At 74.0% G+C, this 25,547-nt stretch carries 20 protein-coding genes; 19 read left to right on the top strand and 1 reads right to left on the bottom strand.

What is annotated here, in order from left to right; all coding sequences use genetic code 11:
* The first annotated feature begins 78 nt into the window (after window positions 1-78).
* A complete protein-coding gene (locus GA0070213_RS00980; protein ID WP_091055633.1) occupies window positions 79-1,563 on the top strand; it encodes an RICIN domain-containing protein in 1,485 nt (494 codons plus the stop codon).
* A 7-nt stretch (window positions 1,564-1,570) separates the two neighbouring features.
* On the opposite strand, the gene GA0070213_RS00985 is transcribed toward GA0070213_RS00980, so the two are convergent.
* Entirely contained in the window at window positions 1,571-2,575 is a 1,005-nt protein-coding gene (locus GA0070213_RS00985) for a LacI family DNA-binding transcriptional regulator (RefSeq protein WP_091055635.1), read from the bottom strand.
* A gap of 264 nt (window positions 2,576-2,839) precedes the next feature.
* Between GA0070213_RS00985 and GA0070213_RS00990 the strand changes: the two genes are divergently transcribed.
* From GA0070213_RS00990 to GA0070213_RS01075, 18 genes are all read left to right on the top strand, one after another.
* Window positions 2,840-4,024 (top strand): extracellular solute-binding protein, encoded by a 1,185-nt coding sequence (locus GA0070213_RS00990; RefSeq protein WP_245716201.1) that lies wholly within the window; start codon window positions 2,840-2,842, stop codon window positions 4,022-4,024.
* Window positions 4,021-5,019 (top strand): carbohydrate ABC transporter permease, encoded by a 999-nt coding sequence (locus GA0070213_RS00995; RefSeq protein ID WP_091055641.1) that lies wholly within the window; start codon window positions 4,021-4,023, stop codon window positions 5,017-5,019. The genes GA0070213_RS00990 and GA0070213_RS00995 overlap by 4 nt, the downstream gene beginning before the upstream one ends.
* 3 nt (window positions 5,020-5,022) lie before the next feature.
* Window positions 5,023-5,883 (top strand): carbohydrate ABC transporter permease, encoded by an 861-nt coding sequence (locus GA0070213_RS01000; RefSeq protein ID WP_091055644.1) that lies wholly within the window; start codon window positions 5,023-5,025, stop codon window positions 5,881-5,883.
* Window positions 5,884-5,922: 39 nt separating this feature from the next.
* A complete protein-coding gene (locus tag GA0070213_RS01005) occupies window positions 5,923-8,247 on the top strand; it encodes a beta-xylosidase/alpha-l-arabinosidase (protein ID WP_091055646.1) in 2,325 nt (774 codons plus the stop codon).
* 178 nt (window positions 8,248-8,425) lie between these two features.
* Window positions 8,426-9,565: a glycosyltransferase family 39 protein gene (locus GA0070213_RS01010; RefSeq protein ID WP_091056609.1), complete on the top strand. Its 1,140-nt coding sequence runs from the start codon at window positions 8,426-8,428 to the stop codon at window positions 9,563-9,565.
* A gap of 57 nt (window positions 9,566-9,622) precedes the next feature.
* Window positions 9,623-11,479 carry a glycosyltransferase family 2 protein gene (locus GA0070213_RS01015; RefSeq protein ID WP_091055648.1) on the top strand — a complete coding sequence of 619 codons (1,857 nt, stop codon included), beginning with the start codon at window positions 9,623-9,625 and terminating at the stop codon, window positions 11,477-11,479.
* Entirely contained in the window at window positions 11,473-12,582 is a 1,110-nt protein-coding gene (locus GA0070213_RS01020) for a glycoside hydrolase family 26 protein (protein ID WP_091055650.1), read from the top strand. The genes GA0070213_RS01015 and GA0070213_RS01020 overlap by 7 nt, the downstream gene beginning before the upstream one ends.
* Before the next feature lie 110 nt (window positions 12,583-12,692).
* Window positions 12,693-13,589: an alpha/beta hydrolase family protein gene (locus GA0070213_RS01025; protein ID WP_091056612.1), complete on the top strand. Its 897-nt coding sequence runs from the start codon at window positions 12,693-12,695 to the stop codon at window positions 13,587-13,589.
* A 90-nt stretch (window positions 13,590-13,679) separates the two neighbouring features.
* On the top strand, window positions 13,680-16,397 hold the full coding sequence (locus GA0070213_RS01030; protein ID WP_091055653.1) for a helix-turn-helix transcriptional regulator: 2,718 nt from the start codon (window positions 13,680-13,682) through the stop codon (window positions 16,395-16,397).
* A 191-nt stretch (window positions 16,398-16,588) separates the two neighbouring features.
* Window positions 16,589-18,868: an FAD-dependent oxidoreductase gene (locus GA0070213_RS01035; RefSeq protein WP_091055655.1), complete on the top strand. Its 2,280-nt coding sequence runs from the start codon at window positions 16,589-16,591 to the stop codon at window positions 18,866-18,868.
* Between the two features lie 5 nt (window positions 18,869-18,873).
* Window positions 18,874-19,185: a putative quinol monooxygenase gene (locus GA0070213_RS01040; RefSeq protein ID WP_245716202.1), complete on the top strand. Its 312-nt coding sequence runs from the start codon at window positions 18,874-18,876 to the stop codon at window positions 19,183-19,185.
* Complete coding sequence (locus GA0070213_RS01045) at window positions 19,182-20,408, top strand: cytochrome P450 family protein (protein ID WP_091055661.1); 1,227 nt, start codon at window positions 19,182-19,184, stop codon at window positions 20,406-20,408. The genes GA0070213_RS01040 and GA0070213_RS01045 overlap by 4 nt, the downstream gene beginning before the upstream one ends.
* A gap of 28 nt (window positions 20,409-20,436) precedes the next feature.
* Window positions 20,437-21,102 carry a TcmI family type II polyketide cyclase gene (locus tag GA0070213_RS01050; RefSeq protein WP_091055664.1) on the top strand — a complete coding sequence of 222 codons (666 nt, stop codon included), beginning with the start codon at window positions 20,437-20,439 and terminating at the stop codon, window positions 21,100-21,102.
* Between the two features lie 72 nt (window positions 21,103-21,174).
* Window positions 21,175-21,552 (top strand): DUF1622 domain-containing protein, encoded by a 378-nt coding sequence (locus GA0070213_RS01055; protein WP_091055666.1) that lies wholly within the window; start codon window positions 21,175-21,177, stop codon window positions 21,550-21,552.
* Between the two features lie 16 nt (window positions 21,553-21,568).
* Entirely contained in the window at window positions 21,569-23,686 is a 2,118-nt protein-coding gene (locus GA0070213_RS01060) for a heavy metal translocating P-type ATPase (RefSeq protein WP_091055669.1), read from the top strand.
* A gap of 110 nt (window positions 23,687-23,796) precedes the next feature.
* On the top strand, window positions 23,797-24,075 hold the full coding sequence (locus GA0070213_RS01065) for a hypothetical protein (RefSeq protein ID WP_091055672.1): 279 nt from the start codon (window positions 23,797-23,799) through the stop codon (window positions 24,073-24,075).
* A 93-nt stretch (window positions 24,076-24,168) separates the two neighbouring features.
* Window positions 24,169-25,146, top strand: coding sequence for a zinc-dependent alcohol dehydrogenase (locus tag GA0070213_RS01070; protein WP_091055674.1), 978 nt, complete (start codon window positions 24,169-24,171; stop codon window positions 25,144-25,146).
* A gap of 2 nt (window positions 25,147-25,148) precedes the next feature.
* On the top strand, window positions 25,149-25,547 hold the full coding sequence (locus GA0070213_RS01075; protein ID WP_091055677.1) for a 6-pyruvoyl trahydropterin synthase family protein: 399 nt from the start codon (window positions 25,149-25,151) through the stop codon (window positions 25,545-25,547).

Consider the following 25,547-nt stretch of genomic DNA (forward strand, 5'->3'; position numbering starts at 1 on the left):
GCCCGCGCCACTCCTCGGTGCCTTGACGTGCGCGGCTGTTAACGTGAACATAGATGAGCATCGTTAAATGGAGGCGTCATGGCGCGAGGTCGATCGGTTCGTCGCACGCTGATCGCCCTGGTGGCGGCCCTGACCGCGACGATCGGCGGCGTGGTCGTCGCGTCGCCGCCGGCCACCGCCGCCACCGACGGCTTCCGGGGCATGAACTGGGCCGTGCTGGGCGACAACTTCAGCACCGGTCCGCTCGTCGTGCAGGGCCTGACCGCGTCCGACAGCAACGCCACGGTGCGCGCCAAGGCCGACGCCCTCTACGACGCCATGGCGGCCAGCATGGGGGTCAACACCGTCCGGCTGCCGATCAACACCCACACGGTGGGCACCACCTGGTGGGAGGCCTACCGGGGTGCGGTCGACGCCGCCACCGCCCGCGGCTTCAAGGTCATCCTGGCCTACTGGGAGGACGGCGCCGCCTCCGGCGGTCGGATCACGAACCTCGCCGCGTGGAACGCGATGTGGTCGACGGTGACCAACACCTACGGCGCGAACCCGAACGTCTACTTCGAGCCGATGAACGAGCCGCACGGCTACAGCTCGGCGCAGTGGCGCGACGTGGCGGCCGAGTGGCTCCGCTACCACTACTCGGCGGTGCCCGCCCGGGTGCTGATCGGCGGCACCGGGTTCAGCCAGGACCTGCGTGACGTCTGCGACGACCCGCGCTTCGCCTCGACGCTCTTCTCCTTCCACCACTACGCGTTCTTCTACGAGCCGATGAGCTACGACGCCTTCCGGAGCCACATCCGGACCCGCCTCGGCAACTGCGCCTCCCGCGCGGTGGTCACCGAGTTCGGCGCGCCCATGAACGACGGCCGCGACTACGCCGACGCGAACAGCACGGACAACTTCGTGCGGCACATCCGCGCCATGGCCCAGGTGATGCGCGACAACCGGATGGGCGGCACCTACTGGCCCGCCCTCGGCGGCAAGCCCGGCACCATCGGGTACGACTGGTACTCGATGTTCTCCCTCGGCGGCAGCGGCACCGACCTCCGCCTTGCCGTCCGCAACCCCTCGGGCGCGGACCGAATCCGCTACGGGTGGGGCGACACCGTCGGCGGCGGCCCCACCACGCCTCCGCCGTCGACCGGGACGTTCTACCGGGTCGTCGTGCGCCACAGCGGCAAGGCCATGGACGTCCAGTCACCGAACACCGACAACGGCGCCCGCGTCGGCCAGTACACCTACGGCGGCAACGCGTGGCAGCAGTGGCAGTTCGCCGACGCCGGCGGTGGCTGGTGGCGCCTCGTCAGCCGGCACAGCGGGAAGTGCCTCGACGTGGTGGGCGCCTCCACCGCCGACGGCGCCGAGCTGATCCAGTACACCTGTGGCAGCGGCGCGAACCAGCAGTTCCAGATGGTCGCCGACGGCGGCTGGTTCCAGCTCCGGGCCCGGCACAGCGGCAAGTGCGTGGACGTGCCGGCCGCGTCGACCGCGGACGGCGTGGTGCTCAAGCAGTATCCGTGCAACAGCGGCGCCAACCAGCGGTGGTCGCGCTCGGCCGTCTGACGCTCGGCTAGCCGATTGGCCGGCAGGAGGCCCGCACCACCAGCTCGGTGGGAAGCCGGATGTGCGCGTCGCGTTCCACGCCGGCGATCAGGTCGATCAGCAGGCGCAGCGACTCGGCGCCCATCCGTTGCAGCGGTTGCCGGATGGTGGTCAGCGGCGGGTCGACGAGCGCCGACTCCGGGACGTTGTCGAAGCCGATCACCGACAGCTCGTCCGGGACCGCGATGCCGATGGCCCGGGCGACGTCGAGCGTGGAGATCGCCGACAGGTCGTTGCCGGCGAAGATGGCGGTCGGCCGGTCGGGGAGCGCGAGCAGCTCCGCGGCGGTGCCGGCGGCGCCCTCGATCCGGAAGCCGCCGACGCGCACGAGCCGTTCGTCCACCGCCACGCCCGCGTCGGCCATGGCCTGTCGGAAGCCGGCCTCGCGCAGGCGCGCCGACTCGAGGTCGGGGCGCCCGCTGATGTGCCCGATCCGCCGGTGGCCGAGGGAGAGCAGGTAGTTCGTCGCGAGCACGGCGCCGGCGAAGTTGTCCGAGTCGACGGTGGGCAGGCCGGACGGGCCGGTGTGCGGGTCGACGGCCACCACGTGGAAGCCGTGTTTGGTCTCGACCACGGTCGGCGTGACGATCACCGCGCCGTCGATGAGCGTGCCGGAGAGCCGGGCCAGGGAGCGTCGTTCCCAGCCGATCGCGGCGCCCTCGCCGTCGCCGCTGGAGTAGGCGAGCAGTTGGTAGCCGCTGCCGGCGACCTCCCGGGAGGCGCCCTTCAGCAGCTCGGTGGAGAACGGCTCGAACTCGGCGACCAGGATGCCCAGGACGTTCGTGCGGTGGCTGCGCAGGCTCTGCGCCCCCAGGTCGGCCTCGTACCCGAGGTCGTGGATGACCTGCTGCACGCGCTCGACGGTGGCCTGGGCGACGCCGTACCGACCATTGACAACCTTTGATACGGTCGCCACCGAGACGCCGGCGGTACGTGCCACGTCGGACATCTTGACGCGCTGCGGGAAGGCCACGCCGACGATGATAGAGGGCGTCCGGGGCCGCGTCGCGACGGTTTCGAAAACGTTATCGATACCGATTGACATCAAGTTTCGTGACTGTAAAACTCCCCGACAGGTAACCCGACTGAGCGGTCGAGGAGACATCTAATGGCGATGAAGCGCCGCGCCGGTGCCGTCCTGGCACTGTTGATGACAAGCGCCCTCGTCGCCGCCGGATGTAGCGGCGGTGGCGACGACGAAGCAGCAGACACGGGAAGTGAGCTGTACAAGAACCCGGTGACGTTGACCTGGTGGCACAACGCCTCCCAGGACGGCCCCGGCAAGACGTACTGGGAGAAGGTCGCCAAGGACTTCTCCACCGCCCACCCGACCGTCAAGATCGAGATCGAGGCGATCGAGACGAACCAGCTCCAGCGCACCCGGCTTCCCGCCGCGCTGCTGAGCAACGACCCGCCGGACATCTTCCAGGCGTGGGGCGGCGGCGAGATGCGCGAGCAGGTCGAGGCCGACTACCTCAAGGACATCACCGAGCAGGTCAAGGGCGAGGTCGCCGACATCGGCAGCGCCTCCGAGATCTGGCAGGTGAACGGCAAGCAGTACGGCCTGCCGTTCCGGATGGGCATCGAGGGCGTCTGGTACAACAAGGACATGTTCGCCAAGGCGGGCATCACGGCCCCGCCGACCACGTTCGACGAGCTGAACGCGGCGGTCGCCAAGCTGAAGGCGACCAACGTCATCCCGATCGCCCTCGGCGCGGGGGACAAGTGGCCGGCCGCCCACTGGTGGTACAACTTCGCGCTGCGGGCCTGCTCGGTCGACACGCTGAAGAAGGCGACCACCGACCGGAACTTCGACGACCCGTGCTTCGTCAAGGCCGGCCAGGACCTCAAGGCCTTCATCGACACCAAGCCGTTCCAGAACAACTTCATCGCCACGCCCGGTCAGAACGACCCGACCAGCGCGAACGGCCTGCTGGCCAACGGCAAGGCCGCGATGGAGCTGATGGGCGACTGGAACCGCGGCACGCTGGACACGGTCGCCACCGACAAGGCGAAGCTCGCCAAGTTCCTCGGCTGGTTCCCGGTGCCGGCGATCTCCGGATCGGCGGGTGACCCCAAGGCGGCCCTCGGCGGCGGCGACGGGTTCGCCTGTGCCAAGCAGGCCCCGGCGGAGTGCGTCGAGTTCCTCAAGTACATCGTCAGCCCCGAGGTGCAGAAGGGCTACGCGGCCACCGGCACCGGCCTCCCGGTCGCCAAGGGCGCCGCGGACGGCGTGACCGACCCGGCGCTGAAGTCCATCCTGACCGCCACCTCCGACGCCACCTACGTGCAGCTCTGGCTGGACACCGCCTACGGCAGCACGGTCGGCAACGCGATGAACGACGCCATCGTCGCCATCTTCGCCGGCAACGGCAGCCCGGAGAAGGTCGTCGCGGCCATGAAGGCGGCCGCGAGCAAGTGACCTCCACCGACCAGACCCGGTTCCCCGCCGGCGGCGTCTCCGCGCCGCCGGCGGGCCTCCGGCCCGCCGCGCGCCCGTCCGCCCGCCGGGCCCAGACCCGTCGCAAGTGGTACGAGATCGTCGGGCTCACCACGCCGGCGCTCGTCGTCTACGTGACCTTCGTGCTGGTGCCGATGGGCTTCGCGTTCTACTACAGCCTGTTCCGGTGGCGCGGGGTGGGCCCGCCCACCGAGTACGTCGGCTTCAAGAACTACGTCCTGGCCTTCCAGGACCCGATCTTCCTCGACGCGCTGCGCAACAACGCCATCGTCGTGTTCGGGTCGCTGCTGATCCAGGGCCCGATCGCGCTGGGCGTCGCGCTGCTGCTCAACCGGCGCTTCCGCGGGCGCTCCACGTTCCGCCTGCTGGCGTTCGTGCCGTACGTGCTCGCCGAGGTCACCGTCGGCATCATGTGGAAGCTGATCCTGACCGGCGACGGCACCGTCGACGTGCTGCTGCGGGCGGTGGGCCTGGGCGGCTTCGTGCAGGCGTGGCTCGCCGACCTCGACGTGGTCATCTGGACCCTGCTGTTCGTCCTCACCTGGAAGTACGTCGGCTTCGCCATCATCCTGCTGCTCGCCGGCCTGTCCAACGTGCCGGACGAGCTGACCGAGGCCGCCGCCATCGACGGCGCGAGCTGGTGGCAGATCCAGCGCCACATCACGCTGCCGCTGCTGGGCCCGACGATCCGGATCTGGATGTTCCTGTCCATGATCGGTTCGTTGCAGGTCTTCGACGTGGTCTGGGTGACCTCGGTGCCCGCGGTCCGCTCCCTGGGCGCGTCGGCCACCATGGCGACCTACATGGTGGACAACGGGTTCTTCGCCCGGCTGTGGGGCTACGGCAACGCGGTTGCCGTGATCCTGTTCGTCATCTCCTTCGTCGCGGCGCTGCTGTTCCAGCGTTTCCTGCTCCGCCGGGACATCGAGGGCGCCATCACGAGAAGGGCGAACTGACACGTGACCGCGAACTCCGTCCTCTCCCGGCCCGCCAGCCGTCGCCCGCTCACCTGGGGCACGCCGCTGACGTACGCGCTCGCGCTCGCCGTCGCGGCGGTGTCGATCGCGCCGATCGTCTACGTGATCGTCGGCGGCTTTCGCACCACTCCGCAGATCGTCGCGGACCCGGCCGGGCTGCCCGACCCGTGGGTCTGGGACAACTACGCCCGGGTGCTGACCCAGAGCGACTTCTGGCGGCAGGCGTTCAACAGCGCGGTGATCGCGCTCGGCACCACGCTCGGCGTCGTGGTGCTCGGCCTCTGCGCCGCGTTCGTGATCGCCCGCTACACCTTCCGTGGGCGGGAGGCGTTGCACACCTTCTTCACGCTGGGCCTGCTCTTCCCGGCCGGTGCGGCGATCCTGCCGCTCTACCTGATGCTGCGCGACCTGAACCTGATCAACTCCTACTACGCGGTGATCCTCCCGCAGGTCGCCTTCTCACTGCCGATCACGATCGTCATCCTGCGACCGTTCCTGTCCGCCATCCCCCGGGAGTTGGAGGACGCCGCCGCGATCGACGGCGCGGACCGGCTCGGCTTCCTCTGGCGCATCGTGCTGCCGCTGTCGCGACCCGCGCTGGTCACCGTCGGGATCCTCGCGTTCGTGGCGAGCTGGAACGCGTTCCTGCTGCCGCTGCTGGTCCTCGGTGACGCCAACCTGCACACCCTGCCGCTGGGCGTGCAGAACTTTTCCAGCCAGTACACCACCGACACGGCGGGCGTTCTCGCCTTCACCTCGCTGGCGATGCTGCCGGCGTTGCTCTTCTTCACGCTCGCCGAGAAGCAGATCGTCGGCGGCCTGCAAGGCGCCGTCAAGGGCTGAGCGGCAGCGGTACGAGCACAACCAAGGGAAAGGCACACCATGACAGAGGTCCACGCGGTGGTGGGCGGGCCGGCGCCGGTCCAGGCAGTTCCGGACCACGACCGGCCCGACGGGCGCACCGGTGAGGCACGGGTGCGCGAGTTGCTCGGCCGGATGACGCTCGACGAGAAGGTCGCGCAGCTCGTCGGGTTCTGGGAGAAGGCGGACGGCGAGGCGGTCGCGCCCCTGCAGGGCGAGTTCGCCGACGCCGTCCGGCTCGAGGACTTCGTCCGGCACGGGCTGGGTCATCTCACCCGCGCCTACGGCACCCGTCCGGTCGACGCCGTGGCGCGCGCGGCCTGGCTGTGGGAGTTCCAGCGGAACCTGGTCACCGGCACCCGGCTGGGCATCCCGGCGATCGTGCACGAGGAGTGCCTCACCGGCCTGTCGGCGTGGAAGGCGGCCACCTTCCCCACGCCACTGGCCTGGGGCGCCGCGTTCGACCCGGAGCTGGTGACCGAGATGGCCGCGGCGATCGGGTCGTCGATGCGGGCGCTCGGCATCCACCAGGGGCTCGCCCCGGTGCTCGACGTGATCCGGGACCCGCGCTGGGGCCGGGTCGACGAGTGCGTCGCCGAGGACCCCTACCTGGTCGGCACCATCGGCACGTCGTACGTGCGCGGCCTGCAGTCGCAGGGGGTGCTCGCGACGTTGAAGCACTTCGCGGGCTACTCCGCGTCGCGGGCCGGGCGCAACTTCGGCCCGGTGCACGCCGGCCCCCGGGAACTCGCGGACGTCTTGTTCCTGCCGTTCGAGATGGCGATCCTCGACGGTGACGCGCGCAGTGTCATGCACTCCTACGCCGAGATCGACGGGGTGCCGGTGGCCGCCGACCCGGCGATGCTGACCGGCGTGCTGCGGGACCGGTGGGGCTTCGACGGCACGGTGGTGGCCGACTACTACGGGGTCGCCTTCCTGAACCTGCTGCACCACGTCGCGGCCGACAACGCGGACGCGGCCGGGCAGGCGCTGGCCGCGGGCCTGGACATCGAGCTGCCGACCGGCGACGCCTACCTGACCCTGGCCGAATCGGTCCGGGCCGGCACCGTCGACGAGGCGCTGGTGGACCGGGCGGTGCTGCGGGTCCTGCGCCAGAAGCAGGAGTTGGGGCTGCTCGACGCCACGTTCGCCGACGAGCCGCCCCGGGCGATCGACCTGGACCCGCCGGAGCACCGGGCGATCGCCCGCCGCCTCGCCGAGGAGTCGATCGTGCTGGTCGCCAACCAGGGCGTGCTCCCGCTGCCGGCGGGCCGGCGGGTGGCGGTCGTCGGCCCGAACGCGGACCGGCCGGGCGCGCTCTTCGGGTGCTACTCCTTCCTCAACCACGTGCTGGTCCAGCACCCCGGCGTGGAGGCCGGTTTCGAGGTGCCGACCGTCCTGGACGCGATGCGCGCCGAACTGGGCGCCGACCTCGTCACCTGGGCCGGTGGCTGCGACGTGGACAGTGACGACCGGTCCGGCTTCGACGAGGCGGTCGCCACCGCGTCCGCCGCCGAGGTCGCCGTCCTGGTCGTCGGCGACCACGCCGGCCTCTTCGGCCGGGGCACGGTCGGCGAGGGCTGCGACCGGGACGACCTGGAGCTGCCCGGTGTCCAGCGGGAGCTGGTCGAGGCGGTGCTGGCGACCGGCACCCCGGTCGTGCTGGTGCTGCTCACCGGCCGCCCGTACGCGATCGACTGGGCGCTGACCCGGTGCGCGGCCGTGGTGCAGTCGTTCTTCCCCGGCGAGGAGGGCGCGGGCGCGATCGCGGGCGTGCTCCGCGGGCGGGTCAACCCGTCGGGCCGGCTGCCGGTCAGCCTGCCCGGCTCGGCCGGCGCGCAGCCGTACTCGTATCTGCACCCGACGCTCGGCGCGGGCGCCAACGGCACCAACCTGCCGGCGACGCCGGCGGCGCCGTTCGGCCACGGCCTGTCGTACACGACGTTCGTGCACAGCGACCTGACCGTGCCGGCCACCGTGCCCACCGACGGCGCGCTGCCGGTGACGGTGCGCGTCACCAACACGGGCGCGGTCGCCGGCGACGACGTGGTCCAGCTCTACGGCCACGACGTGGTGGCCCCGGTGACCCGGCCGGTGGCGCAGTTGCTCGGCTACCGGCGGGTGCGCCTGGAGCCGGGGGAGTCGGTGACGGTCGGCCTGACGGTGCCCACGACGCGGTTGGCCTTCTCCGACCGCACGCTGACCCGGGTCGTGGAGCCCGGTGCGGTGGAGCTGTGGGTCGGCACCAGCGCGCGGCGGGACACCGAGGCGTCGACCACGCTGGTCGGCGACACGGTCCCGGTCACCAACGCGTCCGCGCGTTGGACGACCACCGAGCTGAGCTGAGGTTTCCGCCGCCGGCCGCCTCCGGGTCGGCCGGCGGTGGAGGCACTTCCTCCCCTTCTCATCGTTTTAACCGCATATGCGGCCTATGTCGGGCTTGCCCTCCGTAGGCTCCGGGATGTCATCCAGCCCCTGGACCGGGGCTCCCGGTGCCGGCCCGACAGGGATGCGTGAGTCGACGATGATGGATGCGGACACCATGGTCCTGCCCCGCCTCGGGCCCACCGAGGCCGGCGTCGAGGACCCGTGGGGCGAGGACCGGCCGCCGCGCCGCAGCCGGGCCGCCGCGCGCGCCGCGGCCGGCGCCGGCCGGTGGCGGGCGGTCCCGTGGCTGCTGCCGGCGCTGCTGGCGGGCGGCCTCGGCGGCGCCGGGCTTGCCACGCCGGGGCCGCGGACCGAGGAGCTGGCGGCCTGGCGTGCCGCGACGTCCCCCTGGCGCGCCGCGCTGACCGCGGGCGACGCCGCCTCGATGCCGTACCACCTGCTGATGCGGGGGTGGGCGGAGCTGTTCGGCACCTCCGACGTCGCCCTGCGGCTGCCCTCGCTGCTGGCGGTGACCGTGGCCGTGGCGCTCGTCGGTGGGCTGGCCGCCCGGTTGTTCGCGCCAGGCACGGGCGTGCTGGCCGGCGCGCTTCTCGCGGTGCTGCCGACCACCACCCGGTACGCGCAGGAGGCCCGGCCGGACGCGGTGGCGCTGCTCGCCGCCGTGCTCGCCACCTGGCTGCTGCTGCCGGTCCTCGACCGGCCGACCGCACGCCGACTCGTGGCGTACGCCGCCGGGGTGGCCCTGCTCGGCCTGTGTCAGCCCGGGGCGCTGCTGCTGCTCGCCGGCCACGGTTGGGTCGTGCTGGCCTTCCGGCGCCGGGCGGCGGGTCGCTGGTTCGCCGCCGCGGCGCCCGGGGTGCTGCTGGTGATCGTGTTGCTCTCGCGGGGCGGTGGGTTCCTCCCGCCCGGTGTCCGGCCCGATCCGGCCGTCCTGGCGGCGGCGCCGCGAGAGCTGTTCGGCGTCACCGCGCTCGGCGTGGTGCTGGCCGGCCTGGCCCTGTTCAGCCTCCCGCTGCGTTACGCGGCCGCGATCTGCACGGCCTGGGCGCTGGTGCCGGCGCTGGTGATGCTGCTCGTCGCGTGGGCGGTCCCGGTCTGGTCGCCGGCGGCCCTGTTCTTCACGCTGCCGGCCTGGGCGGTGCTCGGCGCGGTCGCGCTGTCCCGGCTGGGTGCACGCTGGGCGGTGGCCGGGCTGGCGGCGATCGCCCTGACGGGCGTGCCGGCGCAGGCGGCCGGGGCGCCGGCAATCCGCCTGATTCAGGCACTTTGCGGTTGATTGTCGGCTTAGGATCGGTCACGTTCGGGCGAGCCCGATGCAGACCATGGGGGAAACGTGGCCGTCGCCGCCGATACACGCCTGTCCCGCGCCACCCGGCCGGGCACTCCGGGCGACCGCCCGCCGACCACGCCACCCGGGCGGCCCGTCCACCCGGGGCCGGACCGCCGGCAGCGCAACATCCGGGCCCGCCTGGCGTACGCCCGCTGCGGCGCGACCACCGGGCCGCTGCGCCCGCCCCGCCGTCCCGACGCGCCGGTCGAGCTCCGCCCCGCCGCCTCGGTCGCCGCGCGGCTGGTGCTCACTCTGCTGGTGCTGGTCAACAGCGCGGCCGGCCTGCTCTTCGTCGGTTGGCTGCTGCTGCCGCAGCACGTGCCCGGCCCGGGCGTGGTCGGGCTGGGCGGCTGGCAGACGGCCGCCGCCCGGCTCGCGTTCTGCGTGGTCATCGGCATCGAGCTGATCCGGCTGGCGCAGAACGCGGTGGTGTGGGTCTTCGCCTTCCACGCCAAGGACCCGGTGCCCGTCGACCCGCCGGTCGGCCTGCGGGTGGCCCTGCTCACCACGATCGTGCCGAGCAAGGAGCCGCTCGACGTCGCGGAGCGCACCCTGCGCCGGCTGCGGGAGATCGTCTACTGCGGACGTGTCGACGTGTGGATCCTCGACGAGGGCGACGACCCGGCGGTACGGGCGATGGCCGCGCGCCTGGGCGTGCGCCACTTCACCCGCAGGGGCCGGCCGGAGTACAACCAACCGCGCGGCGAGTTCCGGGCCCGCACCAAGTCCGGCAACCACAACGCCTGGCGCGCCGAGCACGAGCACCGCTACGACGTGGTGGCCAACGTCGACCCGGACCACGTGCCGCTGCCGAACTTCCTGGAACGCACGCTCGGCTACTTCCGCGACCCCGACGTGGCGTTCGTGGTGACCCCCCAGGTGTACGGCAACATGCACCAGAACTTCGTCGCCCACGGCGCCTCGGTGCAGCAGTACCTCTACAACGGGCTGATCGCGCGCGGCGGCAACGGCCTGGACGCGCCGCTGCTCACCGGCACCGGTCACCTCTACCGCCCGGCGGCCTGGCGGACCATCGGCGGCTACCAGGACTCGATCATCGAGGACCATCTCACCAGCATCCGGATCCACGCCGCCGTCAACCCGGCCACCGGCCGGCGGTGGAAGGGGGTCTACACCCCGGACGTGGTGGCGCTGGGGGAGGGGCCGACCTCCTGGGCCGACTACTTCAACCAGCAGAAGCGCTGGGCGGCCGGCATCTGCGAGATCCTGCTCCGGCGTGAGCTGCGCGCGCCGCGTGAGCTGCCGTCCCGGCGTCGCTGGCAGTACCGCCTGCTCCAGTTCTACTACCCGAGTGTGGCGGTCAGCCTGCTGCTGGGCAACGCCGCCACCGCGCTGTACCTGCTCACCGGCGTGTCGGCGGGCCGGCTCGACCCGCAGGTGTGGGCGACGCTGTGGGGCGCCACCATCGGCACCTGGTTCCTGCTGTGGCTCTGGTTGCGCCGGTTCAACATCGCCCCGCACGAGCGGGAGGAGGTCGGCATGGTCGGCATGGCGCTCGCGCTGTTCGCCGGCCCGGTCTACCTGGCCGCCGCGGCCGGCGCGTTGCTGCGTCGCCGGCTCGGCTTCGTGGTCACCGCCAAGGGGGCGCTGCGCACCGTCGAGTCGCCGCGCACCTTCCGGCTGCACCTGTGCTGGGCGGGGGCGGCGGCCGGCCTGCTCGCGGCGAGCGTCGCGCTGGACCACGGACACCCGCTGCTGCGGGTCTGGCCGGTGCTGACGCTGCTCACCGGGATCGCACCGCCGCTGATCGCCTGGGCGGAGAACGCCCGCGCCCGCCGGGACGAGCCGGCGCCCGCGCCCGAGCGGCCGGCGCCGGTCCGCGAGGGGGCGGCGTGCTGAGGCTGACCGTGCCCCGGGTCGGCCTGGCGCTGGCCGGTGTGCTGCTGCTGGCGTACGCCTTCGTGGTGGCGCCCGGCGCGTGGCGCGCGACGGCCGACGCCCCGGCGGCCACCGCGTCCGTCCCGGCCGGCGGCGTGTTCCCGCCGGCCGGCCGGGCGTTCTTCGGGGTGATGACCGACAAGGGCCCCTACGACCTCACCGACACCGACCGGTTCGCCGCCGCGGCCCGGCGCGCGCCGCAGCTGATGCTCTTCGGCGCGAGCTGGGCGTCGGCCGCCTTCGACCGGAGCCTGTTCGACCGGATCGCCGAGCGCGGCATGATGCCGATGCTGGGCTGGGAGCCGTGGGACCACACCGTGGACGAGGCGGCCCGGCGGACCGGGCTGCCGGCCCGCCGGGTGGACCGGATCCGGGCCACCCAGCCGGACTTCCGGCTGGACCGCATCGCCGCTGGCGACTTCGACGGCTACCTGCGGTCCTGGGCGGACGGGGTGCGGTCGCTGGGCTACCCGGTCGCCATCCGCTTCGCGCACGAGATGAACGGCGACTGGTACCCCTGGTGCGAGCGGGCCAACGGCAACCGGCGCGGTGACTACGTGCGGGCCTGGCGGCACGTGCACGACGTCTTCACCGCCGCCGGCGCCACCAACGTCACCTGGGTGTGGAGCCCGAACGCGCGGTGGGACAAGACGACCGCCGGGCTGGGCGGGCTCTACCCGGGTGACGACTACGTCGACTGGGTCGGCGTCACCGGCTACTACGGCACCGGCGCGTTCACCAAGACCTACTGGTCGTTCGACCAGATCTTCGGTCCGACCATCGCCGAGATCCGCGGCGTCACCGGGAAGCCGCTCGTCGTCACCGAGACCGGCGCCTCCGACGTCGACGCCCGCAAGGCCCGCTGGATCCGGGAGACGTTCGACTCGCTGCCGCGCTACCGGAACCTGATCGGACTGGTCTGGTTCGAGGTGGACAAGGAGCAGGACTGGCGCATCGCCGACTCGCCGGCGGCGGCGGAGGCGTTCGCCGAGTCGGTGGCCACCGACCGCTACGACCTGACATGGTCGCCGGCGATGACGCCGCGGACCGGGCCGGACGGGTAGACCCGGCGGTCTCCTCGCCGACGACCGGCGATTTCGCCGATGCGGTCGGCGGGCCGGGCATCGATGCTGACGCATGTCGATGTTCCCCCGCCCGGCAAGGAGTGACCGACGTGCCCACCACCGCCACCCGCCCCCGCATCCCCGTCCGTGCCCTGGCCCGGCTCGCCGTGGCGGCCGTGCTCGCCGCCGGCGGCGCACTGGCCGTCCCGTCCGCGGCGGCCGCCGCCGACAACCCCTACCAGCGCGGCCCGGCGCCGACCGTCGCCGTCCTCGAGGCCAGCCGCGGGCCGTTCGCCACCTCGTCCTACAGCGTCTCCGCGCTGAGCGTCACCGGCTTCGGCGGTGGCGTCGTCTACTACCCGACCAGCACCGCCGAGGGCACCTTCGGGGCGGTCGCCATCTCGCCCGGCTACACCGCCACCTGGTCCAGCCTGAGCTGGTTGGGCCCGCGGATCGCCTCGCACGGCTTCGTGGTGATCGGCATCGAGACCAACACCCTGCTGGACCAGCCGGACAGCCGGGGCCGCCAGCTCCTGGCCGCGTTGGACTACCTGGTGCAGCGCAGCTCGGTGCGCGGCCGGATCGACGCCGGTCGGCTCGCCGTGGCCGGACACTCGATGGGCGGCGGGGGCAGCCTGGAGGCCGCCGCGGCGCGGCCGTCCCTGCAGGCCGCCGTCCCGCTCGCACCGTGGAACCTGGACAAGACCTGGTCGGGGGTACGGGTGCCGACGCTCATCGTGGGCGGTGAGAGCGACTCGATCGCGCCGGTCGCCACCCACTCCGTCCCGTTCTACACCAGCATCCCGGCCTCGTCGGAGAAGGCGTACCTGGAGTTGAACGGCGCCAGCCACTTCTTCCCGCAGACCGTGAACACGCCGACGGCCAGGCAGACCGTGGCCTGGTTGAAGCGTTTCGTCGACGACGACACCCGCTACGAGCAGTTCCTCTGCCCCGGTCCGAGCGGCAGCGCGATCGAGGAGTACCGCAACACCTGTCCCAGCTCCTGACGCCGGTTCCGGGGGCGGCCGCCACGGCGGTCGCCCCCGGGCTGCGCGTGCGTCCTTTCCGGCCGGTTGCCGATGGGTGACACTGGACGCATGGTTACTGCATCGACAGTGCAAATAGCCTTGCGCGGTCGGGCCGACGAGTGCGCCGCGATCCGGCGCCTCCTCGAGCAGGCCGACGGCGGCGCGTTGCTCTGCCACGGCCCGCCCGGCTCGGGGCGCAGCGCGCTGCTGGCGTACGCCCGGCGGGAGGGCGGCGACCGCGCGGTGCTCACCGGCGCCGGCCTCGCCGACGAGGCGGCCCTGCCCTACGCCGGGCTGCACCGCCTGCTCGACCCGGTGCTCGACGCGGCCCGGGCGCTGCCGACCCGCCAGCGGCGGTTGCTGCGCCGCGCGCTCACCGGTGGGGAGTGCCCGTCCGACCAGCGGCTGGCCCTCGCCGCGGCGGTACGCTCCGTGCTCGCCGCCACGGCGCGCGACCGCCCCCTGCTGTGCACCGTGGACGACGTCGACCTCGGCGACCGGCAGACCGCCTGGACGCTGGCGGTGGTGGCCCGCCGGCTGCGCCGGCTGCCGGTGACCCTGCTGCTCACCGCCGGCGTGCCGGCGCCGGTCGACGGCATCCCGGCGCACCGGCTGCGCCCACTCGACCCGCACCAGTGCCGGGCACTGCTCGCCGACCGCCGGGACCCACCGCCACCGGCCCGGGTGGCCGCCGCCCTCGCCGCGCTCGGCGGTGGCAACCCGCAGGCGCTGACCGACCTGGCCGAGGCGCTCACGCCGGCCCAGTGGCAGGGCGAGGAGCCGCTGCCCGACGCGCCGCCGGCGGACGGCGCGCTCGGCGCCGCGTACCGCGCCCGCCTCGACCGGTTACCGGCGTCGACACGCCGGATGGTGCTGCTGGCAGCGCTCGACACCGACGACGACCCGCGCACCCTGGTCCACGCCGCGCGGTCGGTCGGCCTGACCGTCGACGCGCTCGCTCCGGCCGAGGCCGCCGGCCTGCTGCGGACCGGTCCGGCGGGCGTGACGTTCCCGCACCCGCTGGCCCGCACCATGATCGAGGCCGTCGCGCCGTTGGCCGAGCTGCGCGCGGCCCACCTGCTGCTGGCCGGGGCACACGGCATCGGGCCGCTGCGCCGTACCCTGCACCGCGCCGCCGTCGCCGACGGCCCGGATCCGGCGCTCGCCGCCGAGCTGGAGGCGGTCGCCGAACGGACCACCGAGCGGGCCGGCGCGATCGCCGCGCTGCGCCGCGCCGCGGAGCTGACCGTCGAGCCGGCGCGCGCGGCGGAACGGATGGTGGCGGCCGCCCGCCACGCCTGGGCCGGGGGCGACCCGGCACAGGCGCGGGACCTGCTGCGCCGGCTGCCGACCGCCGCCGCTGGCGGCCCGGTCGACCTGCTGCGGGGCGACATCCAACTGCGCTGCGAGGCCCCGGGTGCCGCGGTGGCCACGCTGCTGGCCGCCGCGGACGCCCTCGCCCCGACCGACCGGCGGCAGGCCCTGCTCGCGTTGGTCCGCGCCGGGGAGGCCATCTGCGTCACCGGCGACCACTACCGCTACGCCGAGGTGGCACGCCGTGCGGAGGCGCTGCGCGGCACCGGGGACCCGCCGGACGTCGAACTGCTGGCCACGTTCGCCACGGGGGTCGGTGCGACACTGCGCGGCGACCACGCGTGGGGCGGTCCGGCGCTGCGGCGGGTCGTGGTTCTCGGTGGCCGGCTCGCCGGACCGGCGCCCGGCCCGGCCGCGCTGGTGTGTGCCGCCGCGGCCGGACTGCTGGTGGCGGTGGACGGCGCCGCCCACCACCTCGCCGGGCGGGCCGTGGCCTCGGCGCGGGCCCGTGGTGAGCTGTCGCTGCTGCCCCGGGCCCTGGAGCTGCGGGCGGTGGCGGAGTACTGGTTGGGTCGACACGAGCTCGCGGCGGAGACCGCCCGCGAGGGGCTGCGGGTGGCCCGGTCCACCGGGCAGGACGCCGGTGCCCAGGTGCACCTGGGCATCCTCGCGGTGCTGGCCGCCGTGCGGGCGGACCGGGCCACCGCGCTCGCGCGGATCGCCGAGATCGGTGACCGTGCCGCTCCCGGCAGCCGGCCGGACGCCTACGCGCGCTGGGCGCTCGGGGTGCTCGACCTGGTCGACGGGCGGCACGCCGACGCCGCCGCCCGGCTGGCCGCGCTCGCCCGCGTCGGCACCGGCCGGGGACAGGTGCTGGTGCAGGTCATGGCCACCCCGTACCTGGTTGAGGCCGCCGCCCACGACGGTGGCCGGCCCACCGCCGCGCTGGCGGTCTTCGACCACTGGGCCAGCAGCACCGCCAGCCCGTCCCGCCGGGCGCTCGCCGCCCGCTGCCGCGCCCTGCTCGCGCCCCGGGGCGGCGCCGAGGCCGAACGGGAGTTCCGCACGGCGCTACGGCTGCACCCGGCCGACACCGACCGCTTCGAGCGGGCCCGCACCGAGTTGCTGTTCGGCTGCGAGCTGCGGCGCAGCCGCCGGCCGCGCGACGCCCGGGCACACCTGCACCGGGCCCGGGAGGCGTTCCTCCTGCTCGGCGCCACGGTCTGGGGCGAGCGGGCGGGCGAGGAGCTGCGCGCGGCGGGGGAGTCGGTCGGGGCGGTGCGACGGCCACCGGAGCTGCTGTTGACCGGGCAGCAGCTGCACATCGCCCGACTGGTCGCCGAGGGGGCGACCAACCGGGAGATCGCCGTCCGGATGTCGTTGTCCATCCGGACCGTCGACCACCACCTGCGCAACGTCTTCCACCGGCTCGGCGTGCGCTCCCGTACCGAGCTGGCCCGCCTCCTCGCCTGAGGCGCGCCGGGCGGAGCCGGCCACGGCGCGGCGCGTCGAGGCCGGCGGCCGACGCCGTGCCACCGGCCGGGACCGGTGGCGTCGCGGCGGCGTCACCACCGGGCGACACCGCCCGGTGCGCCGGTGACGGGCGGGTGACGCGGGCTCCGGCAGGGTCGCGGCACGAGGACGGCACGGCGCGAGGGGACGGCATGATCAGGACGATGCTCCGGCTGCGCGCGCACCCGGGATGCGAGCCCGCCGTGGGGCCCGCCTGGGAGATGATCGCCGGGCAGCTCGGCGCGCTCCCCGGCGGCCTCCGGCACGAGCTGCTGGCCGACGCGCTGGACCCGTACGGCTTCGTCGTGGTCACCGAGTGGGTCGACGACGAGGCGCTGCGCGCCTACCGGGACGGCCCGGTGGCCGCCCGCCTGGCCGACCTGCTCCGGCCGCTGACCGAACCGGCCGGTCCGTCCGACTACCCGCCGATGCGGGAGGACGGCGACGGCGACGGCCCGGTCTACGTGGACGTCGAGCTGACCGTGCCGCGGGACCGGCTCGCCGAGTTCCACCGGGGCTACCCCGAGGTGGTGCGGCGGATGGCGGCGATACCCGGCTACCGACGCGAGCAGCTGCTCCGCGTACCCGGCTCCGACACGCACCACATCTTCGCGGAGTGGGACGCCGCCGCGCCGTTCCTCGACTGGATCGCCGATCCGGCGCACGCCTCGGCGCAGGCCGGCCCGATCGCGCCGTTCCTTCTCGACATCCGCCGCCGCCTGTTCCACGTCGTGCCCGGTGGGGACGACCGGCGACCCCACACCACCGGCAGGGAGGCCGACGTGCAGAGGACAACGGACGTACTGGTCGTCGGGGCGGGCCCCACCGGGCTGACCGCCGCCGTCGAGCTGGCCCGGCGCGGCATCGACTGCCGGGTGATCGACAAGCGGGCGACCCCGGCCGGGCAGGCGGACAAGGCGATCGGCGTGCACTGCCGGACCATGGAGATCTGGGAGGAGCAGGGCGTCGTCCGGGAAGCCATGGACGCCGGCATCTGGCTCACCGGCAACATGGTCTTCGTCAACGGCGAGCAGACCCACCGGATGAGCTGGGAGCTGCCCGGCCTGCCCTACGCCCACCTCGGGCTGCCGCAGTACGAGACCGAACGCATCCTCACCGCCCGACTGGCCACGCTCGGGGTGCGCCCGCGGCTCGGCGCCGAACTGGTCGACTTCACCCAGGACGCGGACGGGGTGACCGCCACCGTGCGCACCGCCGACGGCGCCACCGAGACGGTGCGCGCGACGTACCTGGTCGGCTGCGACGGCGCGCACAGCCGGGTCCGGGACCGGCTCGGCCTCACCTTCACCGGCGGCCTGGGGCGGTTCCCGCAACTGTTCATGCTCGTCGACGTGGATGTCGACTGGGACATGCCCGACGGGCACCTGCTGCGCTTCCTGCACACCACCGACGGGCGGATGGACGGGATGCTGGTCTGCGTGCCGCTGCGCGGCGCGCACCGCTACCGCATCGCCACCCTGGCCCCGCCCCGGTTCTTCGCCCGCACCGGCGGGCAGGACGCCCCGCCCGGCTTCAGCGAGGAGCTCGGCGAGCCGACCCTCGACGACGTGCAGGCCGCCCTCGACCGCCTCGCTCCGCCCGGCACCCGGGCGACGAACCTGCGCTGGTCGTCGGTGTTCCGGATCAGCCACGGCATCGTCGACCGCTACCGCCAGGGCCGGGTCTTCGTCGCCGGCGACGCCGCCCACCTGCACCCGCCGGCCGGCGGCCAGGGCATGAACACCGGCATCCAGGACTCCTGGAACCTGGCCTGGAAGCTGGCCCTGGCGGTACGCGGGCAGGCCGCCCCCGGCCTGCTGGACAGCTACGAGGCGGAACGGCGCCCGGAGGGCGAGGAGATCGTCGGCCGCGCGGTGCGGATGGCCGGCACCGAGGAGGTGGACCGGGCCGACCTGGAACGGCAGTTCCTCCAGGAGATGTCGTTGCTGCTCAGCTACGCCGGCAGTCCGCTGGTCGGGGAGACCGTCTCCGACCCGGCCGCGCTCGGTGACGCGCCTCGCCCCGGCGACCGCGCGCCGGACGTCGAGGGTCTGCGCCGACGCGGCGTCGGGCACCCGCTGCGGCTGCGGGACCTGACCCGGGGCACCCGGCACACGCTGCTGCTCTACGCCGACGCCACGGCCGACGCGGCGGAGCTGGCCGGGTTCGCCGACCTCTGCGCCGACGCGCGGCGGCAGGCCGGCGGGGAACTCGACGCGTACCTGCTGCTCGACCCGGACGTCGCCGAACCGCGCCGGGCCGGCCCGCCGGTGCTGCGCGACGGCGACCGCCGCTTCCGCGCCGGGTACGGCCTGGCCGGCACCGGGCTCTACCTGATCCGCCCGGACGGGCACGTCGGGTTCCGCGGCGCCCCGGTCGACGCCGACGCGCTGCGCAAGCACCTGCACCTGATCTTCGGCGGCCCGCGGTGAACCGGGTGCGCACGGTGCTGGCGATGCGGACCCGGGAGGGCTGCGAGGAGCGGTTCGAGGCGGAGTGGCGCGCCGCCGCCGAGGAGATCCGCACCCTGGACGGCTGCCTGCACCAGGACCTGGTCCGCGACGCCGACGACCCGCGCGTCTATCTGGTGATCAGCGACTGGGCGGACCGGGAGCGGTTGGACGCGTTCGGCCGCAGCGCGCACCGCGACCGGCTGCTGCGGGTGGTCCGGGAGCTGCGCGAGTCCGCCGAGCGACACACCTACCAGGTGCTGCACAGCGTGACCGGCGAGCCGGGGGAGGCCCGATGACCGACGACGTCGTACCGGCGAGTGAGCTGTACACGGACGCGTTCGCGGCCGATCCCTATCCCACGTTCGCCCGGCTGCGGGCGCAGCGGCCGGTCTGCCCGGTCGGCTCGCCGCGCTTCGACTCGTGGTTGATCACCCGCTTCGACGACGCGCGCACGGCGCTGACCGATCCGCGCCTGTCCAAGGACCTCTACGGGCCCGACCAGCACTACCTGCGGATCTTCGGCCCGAACTCGGAGGGGTTGAACCGCAACATGCTCAACTCGGACCCGCCGGAGCACACCCGCCTGCGCCGGGTCGTGTCGCAGGCGTTCGCGCCGCGGCGGATCGAGGCGCTGCGTCCCCGGGTGGCCGCGATCGTCGACCAGCTGATCGACAAGATGGTTCCGCAGGGTGCGGCGGACCTGATGCGGGACTTCGCCATCCCGCTGCCGATGACGGTCATCTGCGAGCTGCTCGGCGTCCCGCCGGCCGACCACGACCGGGTGCTCGACTGGACCCAGGTGATCCGCACCTCCGGCTCGACCAGCCGGCCCCCGGCCGAGGAGCGGGCCGCGGTGCAGGAGGCCCAGCTGCGGCTGCACCACTACCTGGCCGACCTGGTCCGGGCCAAGCGCGACGACCCGGCGGACGACATCATCGGCGCGCTGGTGGACGCGGTCGACCGGGACCGGACGCTGTCCGAGGCGGAGCTGGTCACCACCACGTTCCTGCTGCTGTTCGCCGGTCACCAGACCACCGCCGACTTCCTCGGCAACGCGGTGCTGGCGCTGCTCACCCATCCGGAGCAGCTGGAGCTGCTGCGGACCACGCCGCGCCTGCTGCCGACCGCGATCGAGGAGCTGCTGCGCTTCGACGGTCCGCTGCCGGTGGCCAGCCCGCGCATCGCCACCGAGGACGTCGACTACCAGGGGGTACGCATCCCGCGCGGCGCGATCGTCGGGGTGGCGATCAACGCGGCGAACCACGACCCCGCGCATTTCACCGACCCGGACCGGCTCGACCTGCGGCGGGTCCGTGGTCCGCACCTGGGCTTCGGCCACGGCGTGCACTACTGCCTGGGCGTCTCGCTGGCTCGGATGGAGGCGCTGCTCGCGCTCTCCGCGCTGCTGCGCCGGCTGCCCGGGCTGCGGCTCGCCGTCCCGCTCGCCGAGGTGCGCCGGCTGCCGGCCGCCTCGCCCTTCCGCGGCCTGCTGGAACTGCCGGTCACCTTCACCGCCTAGCCCGTCCACCCAGCCAAGGAGCACACCCATGGTCTTCCGGAACGTGATCGTCTGCCACATGGTCCCCGGCAGCGACGAGATCGTCGGCAACGTCTTCGGCCACTACGACCAGGTCACCCGGCCCCAGGATCTCGGGGTCGTCGGCCGGTACCTGCTGTCGCACCACGACCTCTACCTGCACGTGATCGAGCGTGAGCAGGACCCGAGGATCTCCGGGCAGACCCGTGGCCTGCCCGCCTTCCAGAAGATCGCCGAGGAGATCGGCCCGTACGTGACGCCGTACCCGCGTTACTGGAAGAACCCGTCGGACTCGGTGGCGAAGGAGTTCTACCACTGGGCGCCCGAGGGTGAGCCGCCCGCGGACACCACGCTGACCGTGATCGTGGGGCGGATCAAGCCGGGCGCCGAGCCGGACGTGGCCCGGGTGTTCGGCGAGTCCGACGCCGGGTCGCTCCCGCGGGACCTGGGCGTCACCGGGCGATGGCTCTACTCGATCGACGACGTCTACGTGCACCTGCTGGAGCAGGAGTCGTCGGCGGCCGAGGCGACCCGGAACCAGCACGCCGACAAGCCGGCCTTCGGCAAGGTGATGCAGGATCTCGGGCCGTACGTCGAGCCGTACCGGCCGGATCTCTGCCACGGCCCGCAGGACCAGGTGGCGAAGGTGTTCTACCGCTGGCGCGCGCAGGACTGAGCCGCGCGGGAAAACCGCCCCCCGCCGCACCCCCGTGGGCCAGGCTGAGACCGAGGCGTACGGGGGTGTCGGGTGCCGACCAAGCAGATCATCCAGCACGTCGGCGCGTTGCTGGACCTGGCCGGGGTGCTGGTCATCGCGGTGGGTGTGGCGGTCGCGACAGTGGTGTTCGCGCTGCGCTGCGGCCGGACCCGGGAGGTGGTGCCCCACTACCGGGCGTTCCGGCAGGGGGTGGGGCGGGCCATCCTGCTCGGCCTGGAGTTCCTGGTCGGCGGCGACATCATCCGTACCGTCGCGGTGTCGCCCACGTTCACCAGCGTCGGCGTGCTGGCGTTGATCGTGCTGGTCCGGACGTTCCTCAGCTTCTCGCTGGAGGTGGAGCTGGACGGCCGCTGGCCCTGGCAGGGCAAGCCGCCGATCCCGACCGTCGGTAGTCGAAGATACCCCTAGGGGGTATCGTCGCGTCATGGACCACACACACCACGCCGGGCACGACCCGGAGCAGTTCCGCCGCCGGTTCTGGCTGAGCCTGGCGCTGACCGTGCCGATCGTGCTCACCAGCCACATGGTGATGGACTGGTTCGGCTACTCGCTCGACGTCCCGGGCGCGCGCTGGGTCGGTCCGGTGCTCGGCACTGTCGCCTTCGGGTACGGCGGCTGGCCGTTCCTGGCCGGTGGGCTCCGCGAGCTGCGCGACCGCGCCCCCGGGATGATGCTGCTGATCTCGATGGCCATCGTGGTCGCCTACCTCGCCTCGGCAGCCACCAGCCTCGGCGCGTTCGACCTGGACTTCTGGTGGGAGCTGGCGGCGCTCGTCACCATCATGCTGCTCGGCCACTGGCAGGAGATGCGCGCGGTCGGCCAGGCGCGCGGGGCGCTCGGCGCGCTGGCCGCCCTGCTGCCCGACGACGCCGAGCGCCTCGACGACGCCGGACGGCCGCAGCCGGTGCCGGTGGCCGACCTGCGGGTGGGCGACCTGGTGCTGGTCCGCTCCGGCGGTCGGGTGCCGGCCGACGGGCGGATCGTCGAGGGCGCGGCCGAACTGGACGAGTCGATGATCACCGGGGAGTCCCGGCCGGTGCCCCGCGCCACCGGGGACCGGGTGGTCGCCGGCACCGTGGCCACCGACTCCACCCTGCGGGTACGCGTCGAGGCCGTCGGCGCGGACACCGCGCTGGCCGGCATCGGCCGGCTGGTGGCCGAGGCGCAGTCCTCCGGCGGGCGCGCGCAGGCCCTCGCCGACCGGTTCGCCGCGCTGCTGTTCTACCTGGCGGCGTCCGCCGGCCTCGCCACGTTCGTGGTCTGGCTGCTGCTCGGCGACCCCGACCAGGCCGTGGTGCGCACCGTGACCGTGCTGGTGATCGCCTGCCCGCACGCCCTCGGGCTGGCCATCCCGCTGGTGGTGGCACTCTCCACGGCGCTCTCCGCCCGCGCCGGCATCCTGGTGAAGGACCGGCTCGCGCTGGAGCGGATGCGCACGGTCGACACGGTCCTGTTCGACAAGACCGGCACGCTCACCAGTGGCCGGCACGCGGTCACCGGCGTGGCCGCCACCGGCGGGCTGACCGACGACGCCGCGTTGCGCCTGGCCGGCGCCGTGGAGGCGGACAGCGAGCACCCGCTCGCCCGGGCCCTGGTCGCCGCCGCCGACGCGCGCTCGACCGCGTCCGACGCCGACCGGTCGCGTCCGCCGGTCGATGCCGACACCGACTCCGACGCGGACGCCGACGCCGACTCCGGCCCAGGGCGCCCGGCCGATGCCGGTCCGGCGCGGCCGGTCGCGCACGGCTTCCGGTCGCTCACCGGGCGCGGCGTGCGGGCCACCGTGGACGGCGTCGACTGGGCGGTGGGTGGGCCGGCCCTGCTGCGTGAGCTGGACGCCGCGGTGCCGGGCGAGTTGACCCAAGCCACCGGGGACTGGTCCGGCCGGGGTGCCGCGGTGCTGCACCTGGTTCGGCTGCCCGGTGCCGGCGGCGCCGAGGCGGTGGCCGCGTTCGCGCTGGAGGACCAGGTCCGCCCGGAGGCCCGGTCCGCCGTCGCCGAGCTGCGTGAGCTGGGCGTACGCAAGATCGTGATGATCACCGGCGACGCCCGCCCGGTCGCCGACGCGGTCGCCGCCGACCTCGGCTTCCGGCCCGGCGTCGACGAGGTCTTCGCCGAGGTGCTCCCGGCCGACAAGGACAAGGCGGTGGCCGACCTGCAGTCACGCGGACTGACCGTGGCCATGGTCGGTGACGGCGTCAACGACGCGCCCGCCCTGGCCCGCGCCGACGTCGGGGTGGCCATCGGCGCCGGCACCGACGTGGCGATCGAGTCCGCCGGGGTGGTGCTGGCCGGCTCCGACCCGCGCGGCGTCGGCGGTGTGGTCCGGCTGTCCCGGGCGTCGTACCGGAAGATGCGGCAGAACCTGGCCTGGGCGGCCGGCTACAACGTGGTCGCGATCCCGCTCGCCGCCGGCGTGCTCGCCTGGGCGGGCGTGGCGCTCAGCCCGGCGCTCGGCGCGGTGCTGATGTCCGCCTCCACCATCGTGGTGGCGCTCAACGCGCAGTTGCTGCGCCGGGTCCGGCTCGCCCCGGCCGACTGACCGGCCGAACGTGAGATGTATTGCTGGCCGGCACGTGTCCGCAGGTGGGAGGTTTGATCTCGACTCACCGGGTCACTGATACCGGGAGTGACGACGGAAGGGGAACGCCGGTGCCCGAGACGAACCGGACCAGGTCCAGTCAGGACGCCGTGCTGCCTCGCGGCGTCACCGACCCGCTGCTGTGGCGCTCCGCCTACGACGTGGCCGAGGCGCACCGGCCGGACGACGCCGGCCGGTGCTCCAGCCTGCTCTGCGCCGGCCGGCCCGCGCCGTGCGGTCCGTCGGAGGCGGCACGCCGGGCGATGCGCCTGGCCGGGGACGCCGACCGCCGCGCCGAGCGCGGCGAGCCCGACGCCCGGGTCGCCGCGCGGCGGCGGCGCGCGGCCTGATCGGTCCGGTGCCGGGCGGTTCGAACCATGGCCGCCCCGCTTCCGTGTTTATGATCGACAACTCGGTCGGAATGCGGGAGATGAGGAGGGTTCGTGACCGTCGACGCCCACGCCTTCTGGGTCCGCGCTCCCGGTGAGGGGGAGATCCGGCCGGTCCGCCTCGACCCGCCGGGCCCGGGCGAGGTGCTGGTCCGCACCCGGTTCTCCGGGGTCAGCCGGGGCACCGAGACGCTTGTCTTCACCGGCCGCGTCCCCACCGACCAGTACGCGACCATGCGCGCGCCCCACCAGGAGGGCGACTTCCCGGCCCCGGTGAAGTACGGCTACCTCAACGTGGGCACGGTCGAGGCCGGCCCGGCGGAGCTGCGCGGTAGGACCGTGTTCTGCCTGTACCCGCACCAGAGCGCGTACGTGGTCCCGGCCGACGCCGTGGTGGTCGTACCGGACGGCGTGCCGGCCGAACGCGCGGTGCTGGCCGGCACCGTGGAGACCGCGGTGAACGCGCTCTGGGACGCCGCGCCGCTGGTCGGCGACCGGGTCACGGTGATCGGCGGCGGGATGGTCGGGTGCGGCGTGACCGCGCTGCTGGCCCGGTTTCCCGGCGTGCGGGTCGAGCTGGTCGACGCCGACCCGGCCCGGGCCGGGGTGGCCGAGGCGCTCGGCGTCGACTTCGCCCTGCCCGCCGACGCGACCGGCGACCGCGACCTGGTGGTGCATGCCAGCGCCAGCGCCGCCGGGCTGCAACGCGGCCTGGAGCTGCTCCGCCCGGAGGGCACCGTGCTGGAGCTGAGCTGGTACGGCGACCGCCCGGTCACCCTCGCGCTCGGCGGCGCGTTCCACTCCCGACGGCTCGGCATCCGCAGCAGCCAGGTCGGCACCGTGTCGCCGCGGCGCGCCGACCGCAGCTATGCCGACCGGCTCGCCCTGGCTCTGGACCTGCTGGCCGACCCGGCGTTCGACGCGCTGCTCACCGGCCGGTCCCGCTTCACCGACCTGCCCGACGTGCTGGACCGGCTCGCCTCGGGCCGGTTGCCGGCGCTCTGTCATCTCATCACCTACGGCGAGGAGTGAACGTGTTCAGCGTGACCGTCCGGGACCACATGATGGTCGCCCACAGTTTCCGCGGCGAGGTCTTCGGCCCGGCCCAGCGGCTGCACGGCGCGACCTTCGTCGTCGACGCCACCTTCCGCCGGACCGAGCTGGACGACGACGGGATCGTGGTCGACATCGGGCTGGCCACCGAGCAGCTCAAGGCCGTGCTCGGCGAGCTGACCTACCGCAACCTGGACGACGAGCCGGCCTTCGCCGGGGTGAACACCACCACCGAGATGCTGGCCCGCACGGTCGCCGACCGGCTCGCCGACGCGGTGCACGCCGGCCGGCTGGGGGAGGGGGCGCGGGGCCTGGCCGGGATCACCGTCACCCTGCACGAGTCGCACGTCGCGTGGGCGAGCTACGAGCGGTCGCTGTGA

The sequence above is a fragment of the Micromonospora humi genome (assembly GCF_900090105.1).
GTDB classification, from domain to species: Bacteria; Actinomycetota; Actinomycetes; order Mycobacteriales; family Micromonosporaceae; genus Micromonospora; species Micromonospora humi.

What these genes read in the sequence shown, in the direction of transcription:
- GA0070213_RS00980 (WP_091055633.1), top strand. Translation starts at nt 79, where the DNA reads ATGGCGCGAGGTCGATCGGTTCGTCGCACGCTGATCGCCCTGGTGGCG.
- GA0070213_RS01005 (WP_091055646.1), top strand. Translation starts at nt 5,923, where the DNA reads ATGACAGAGGTCCACGCGGTGGTGGGCGGGCCGGCGCCGGTCCAGGCA.
- GA0070213_RS01010 (WP_091056609.1), top strand. Translation starts at nt 8,426, where the DNA reads ATGATGGATGCGGACACCATGGTCCTGCCCCGCCTCGGGCCCACCGAG.
- GA0070213_RS01030 (WP_091055653.1), top strand. Translation starts at nt 13,680, where the DNA reads ATGGTTACTGCATCGACAGTGCAAATAGCCTTGCGCGGTCGGGCCGAC.
- GA0070213_RS01035 (WP_091055655.1), top strand. Translation starts at nt 16,589, where the DNA reads ATGATCAGGACGATGCTCCGGCTGCGCGCGCACCCGGGATGCGAGCCC.
- GA0070213_RS01045 (WP_091055661.1), top strand. Translation starts at nt 19,182, where the DNA reads ATGACCGACGACGTCGTACCGGCGAGTGAGCTGTACACGGACGCGTTC.
- GA0070213_RS01050 (WP_091055664.1), top strand. Translation starts at nt 20,437, where the DNA reads ATGGTCTTCCGGAACGTGATCGTCTGCCACATGGTCCCCGGCAGCGAC.
- GA0070213_RS01060 (WP_091055669.1), top strand. Translation starts at nt 21,569, where the DNA reads ATGGACCACACACACCACGCCGGGCACGACCCGGAGCAGTTCCGCCGC.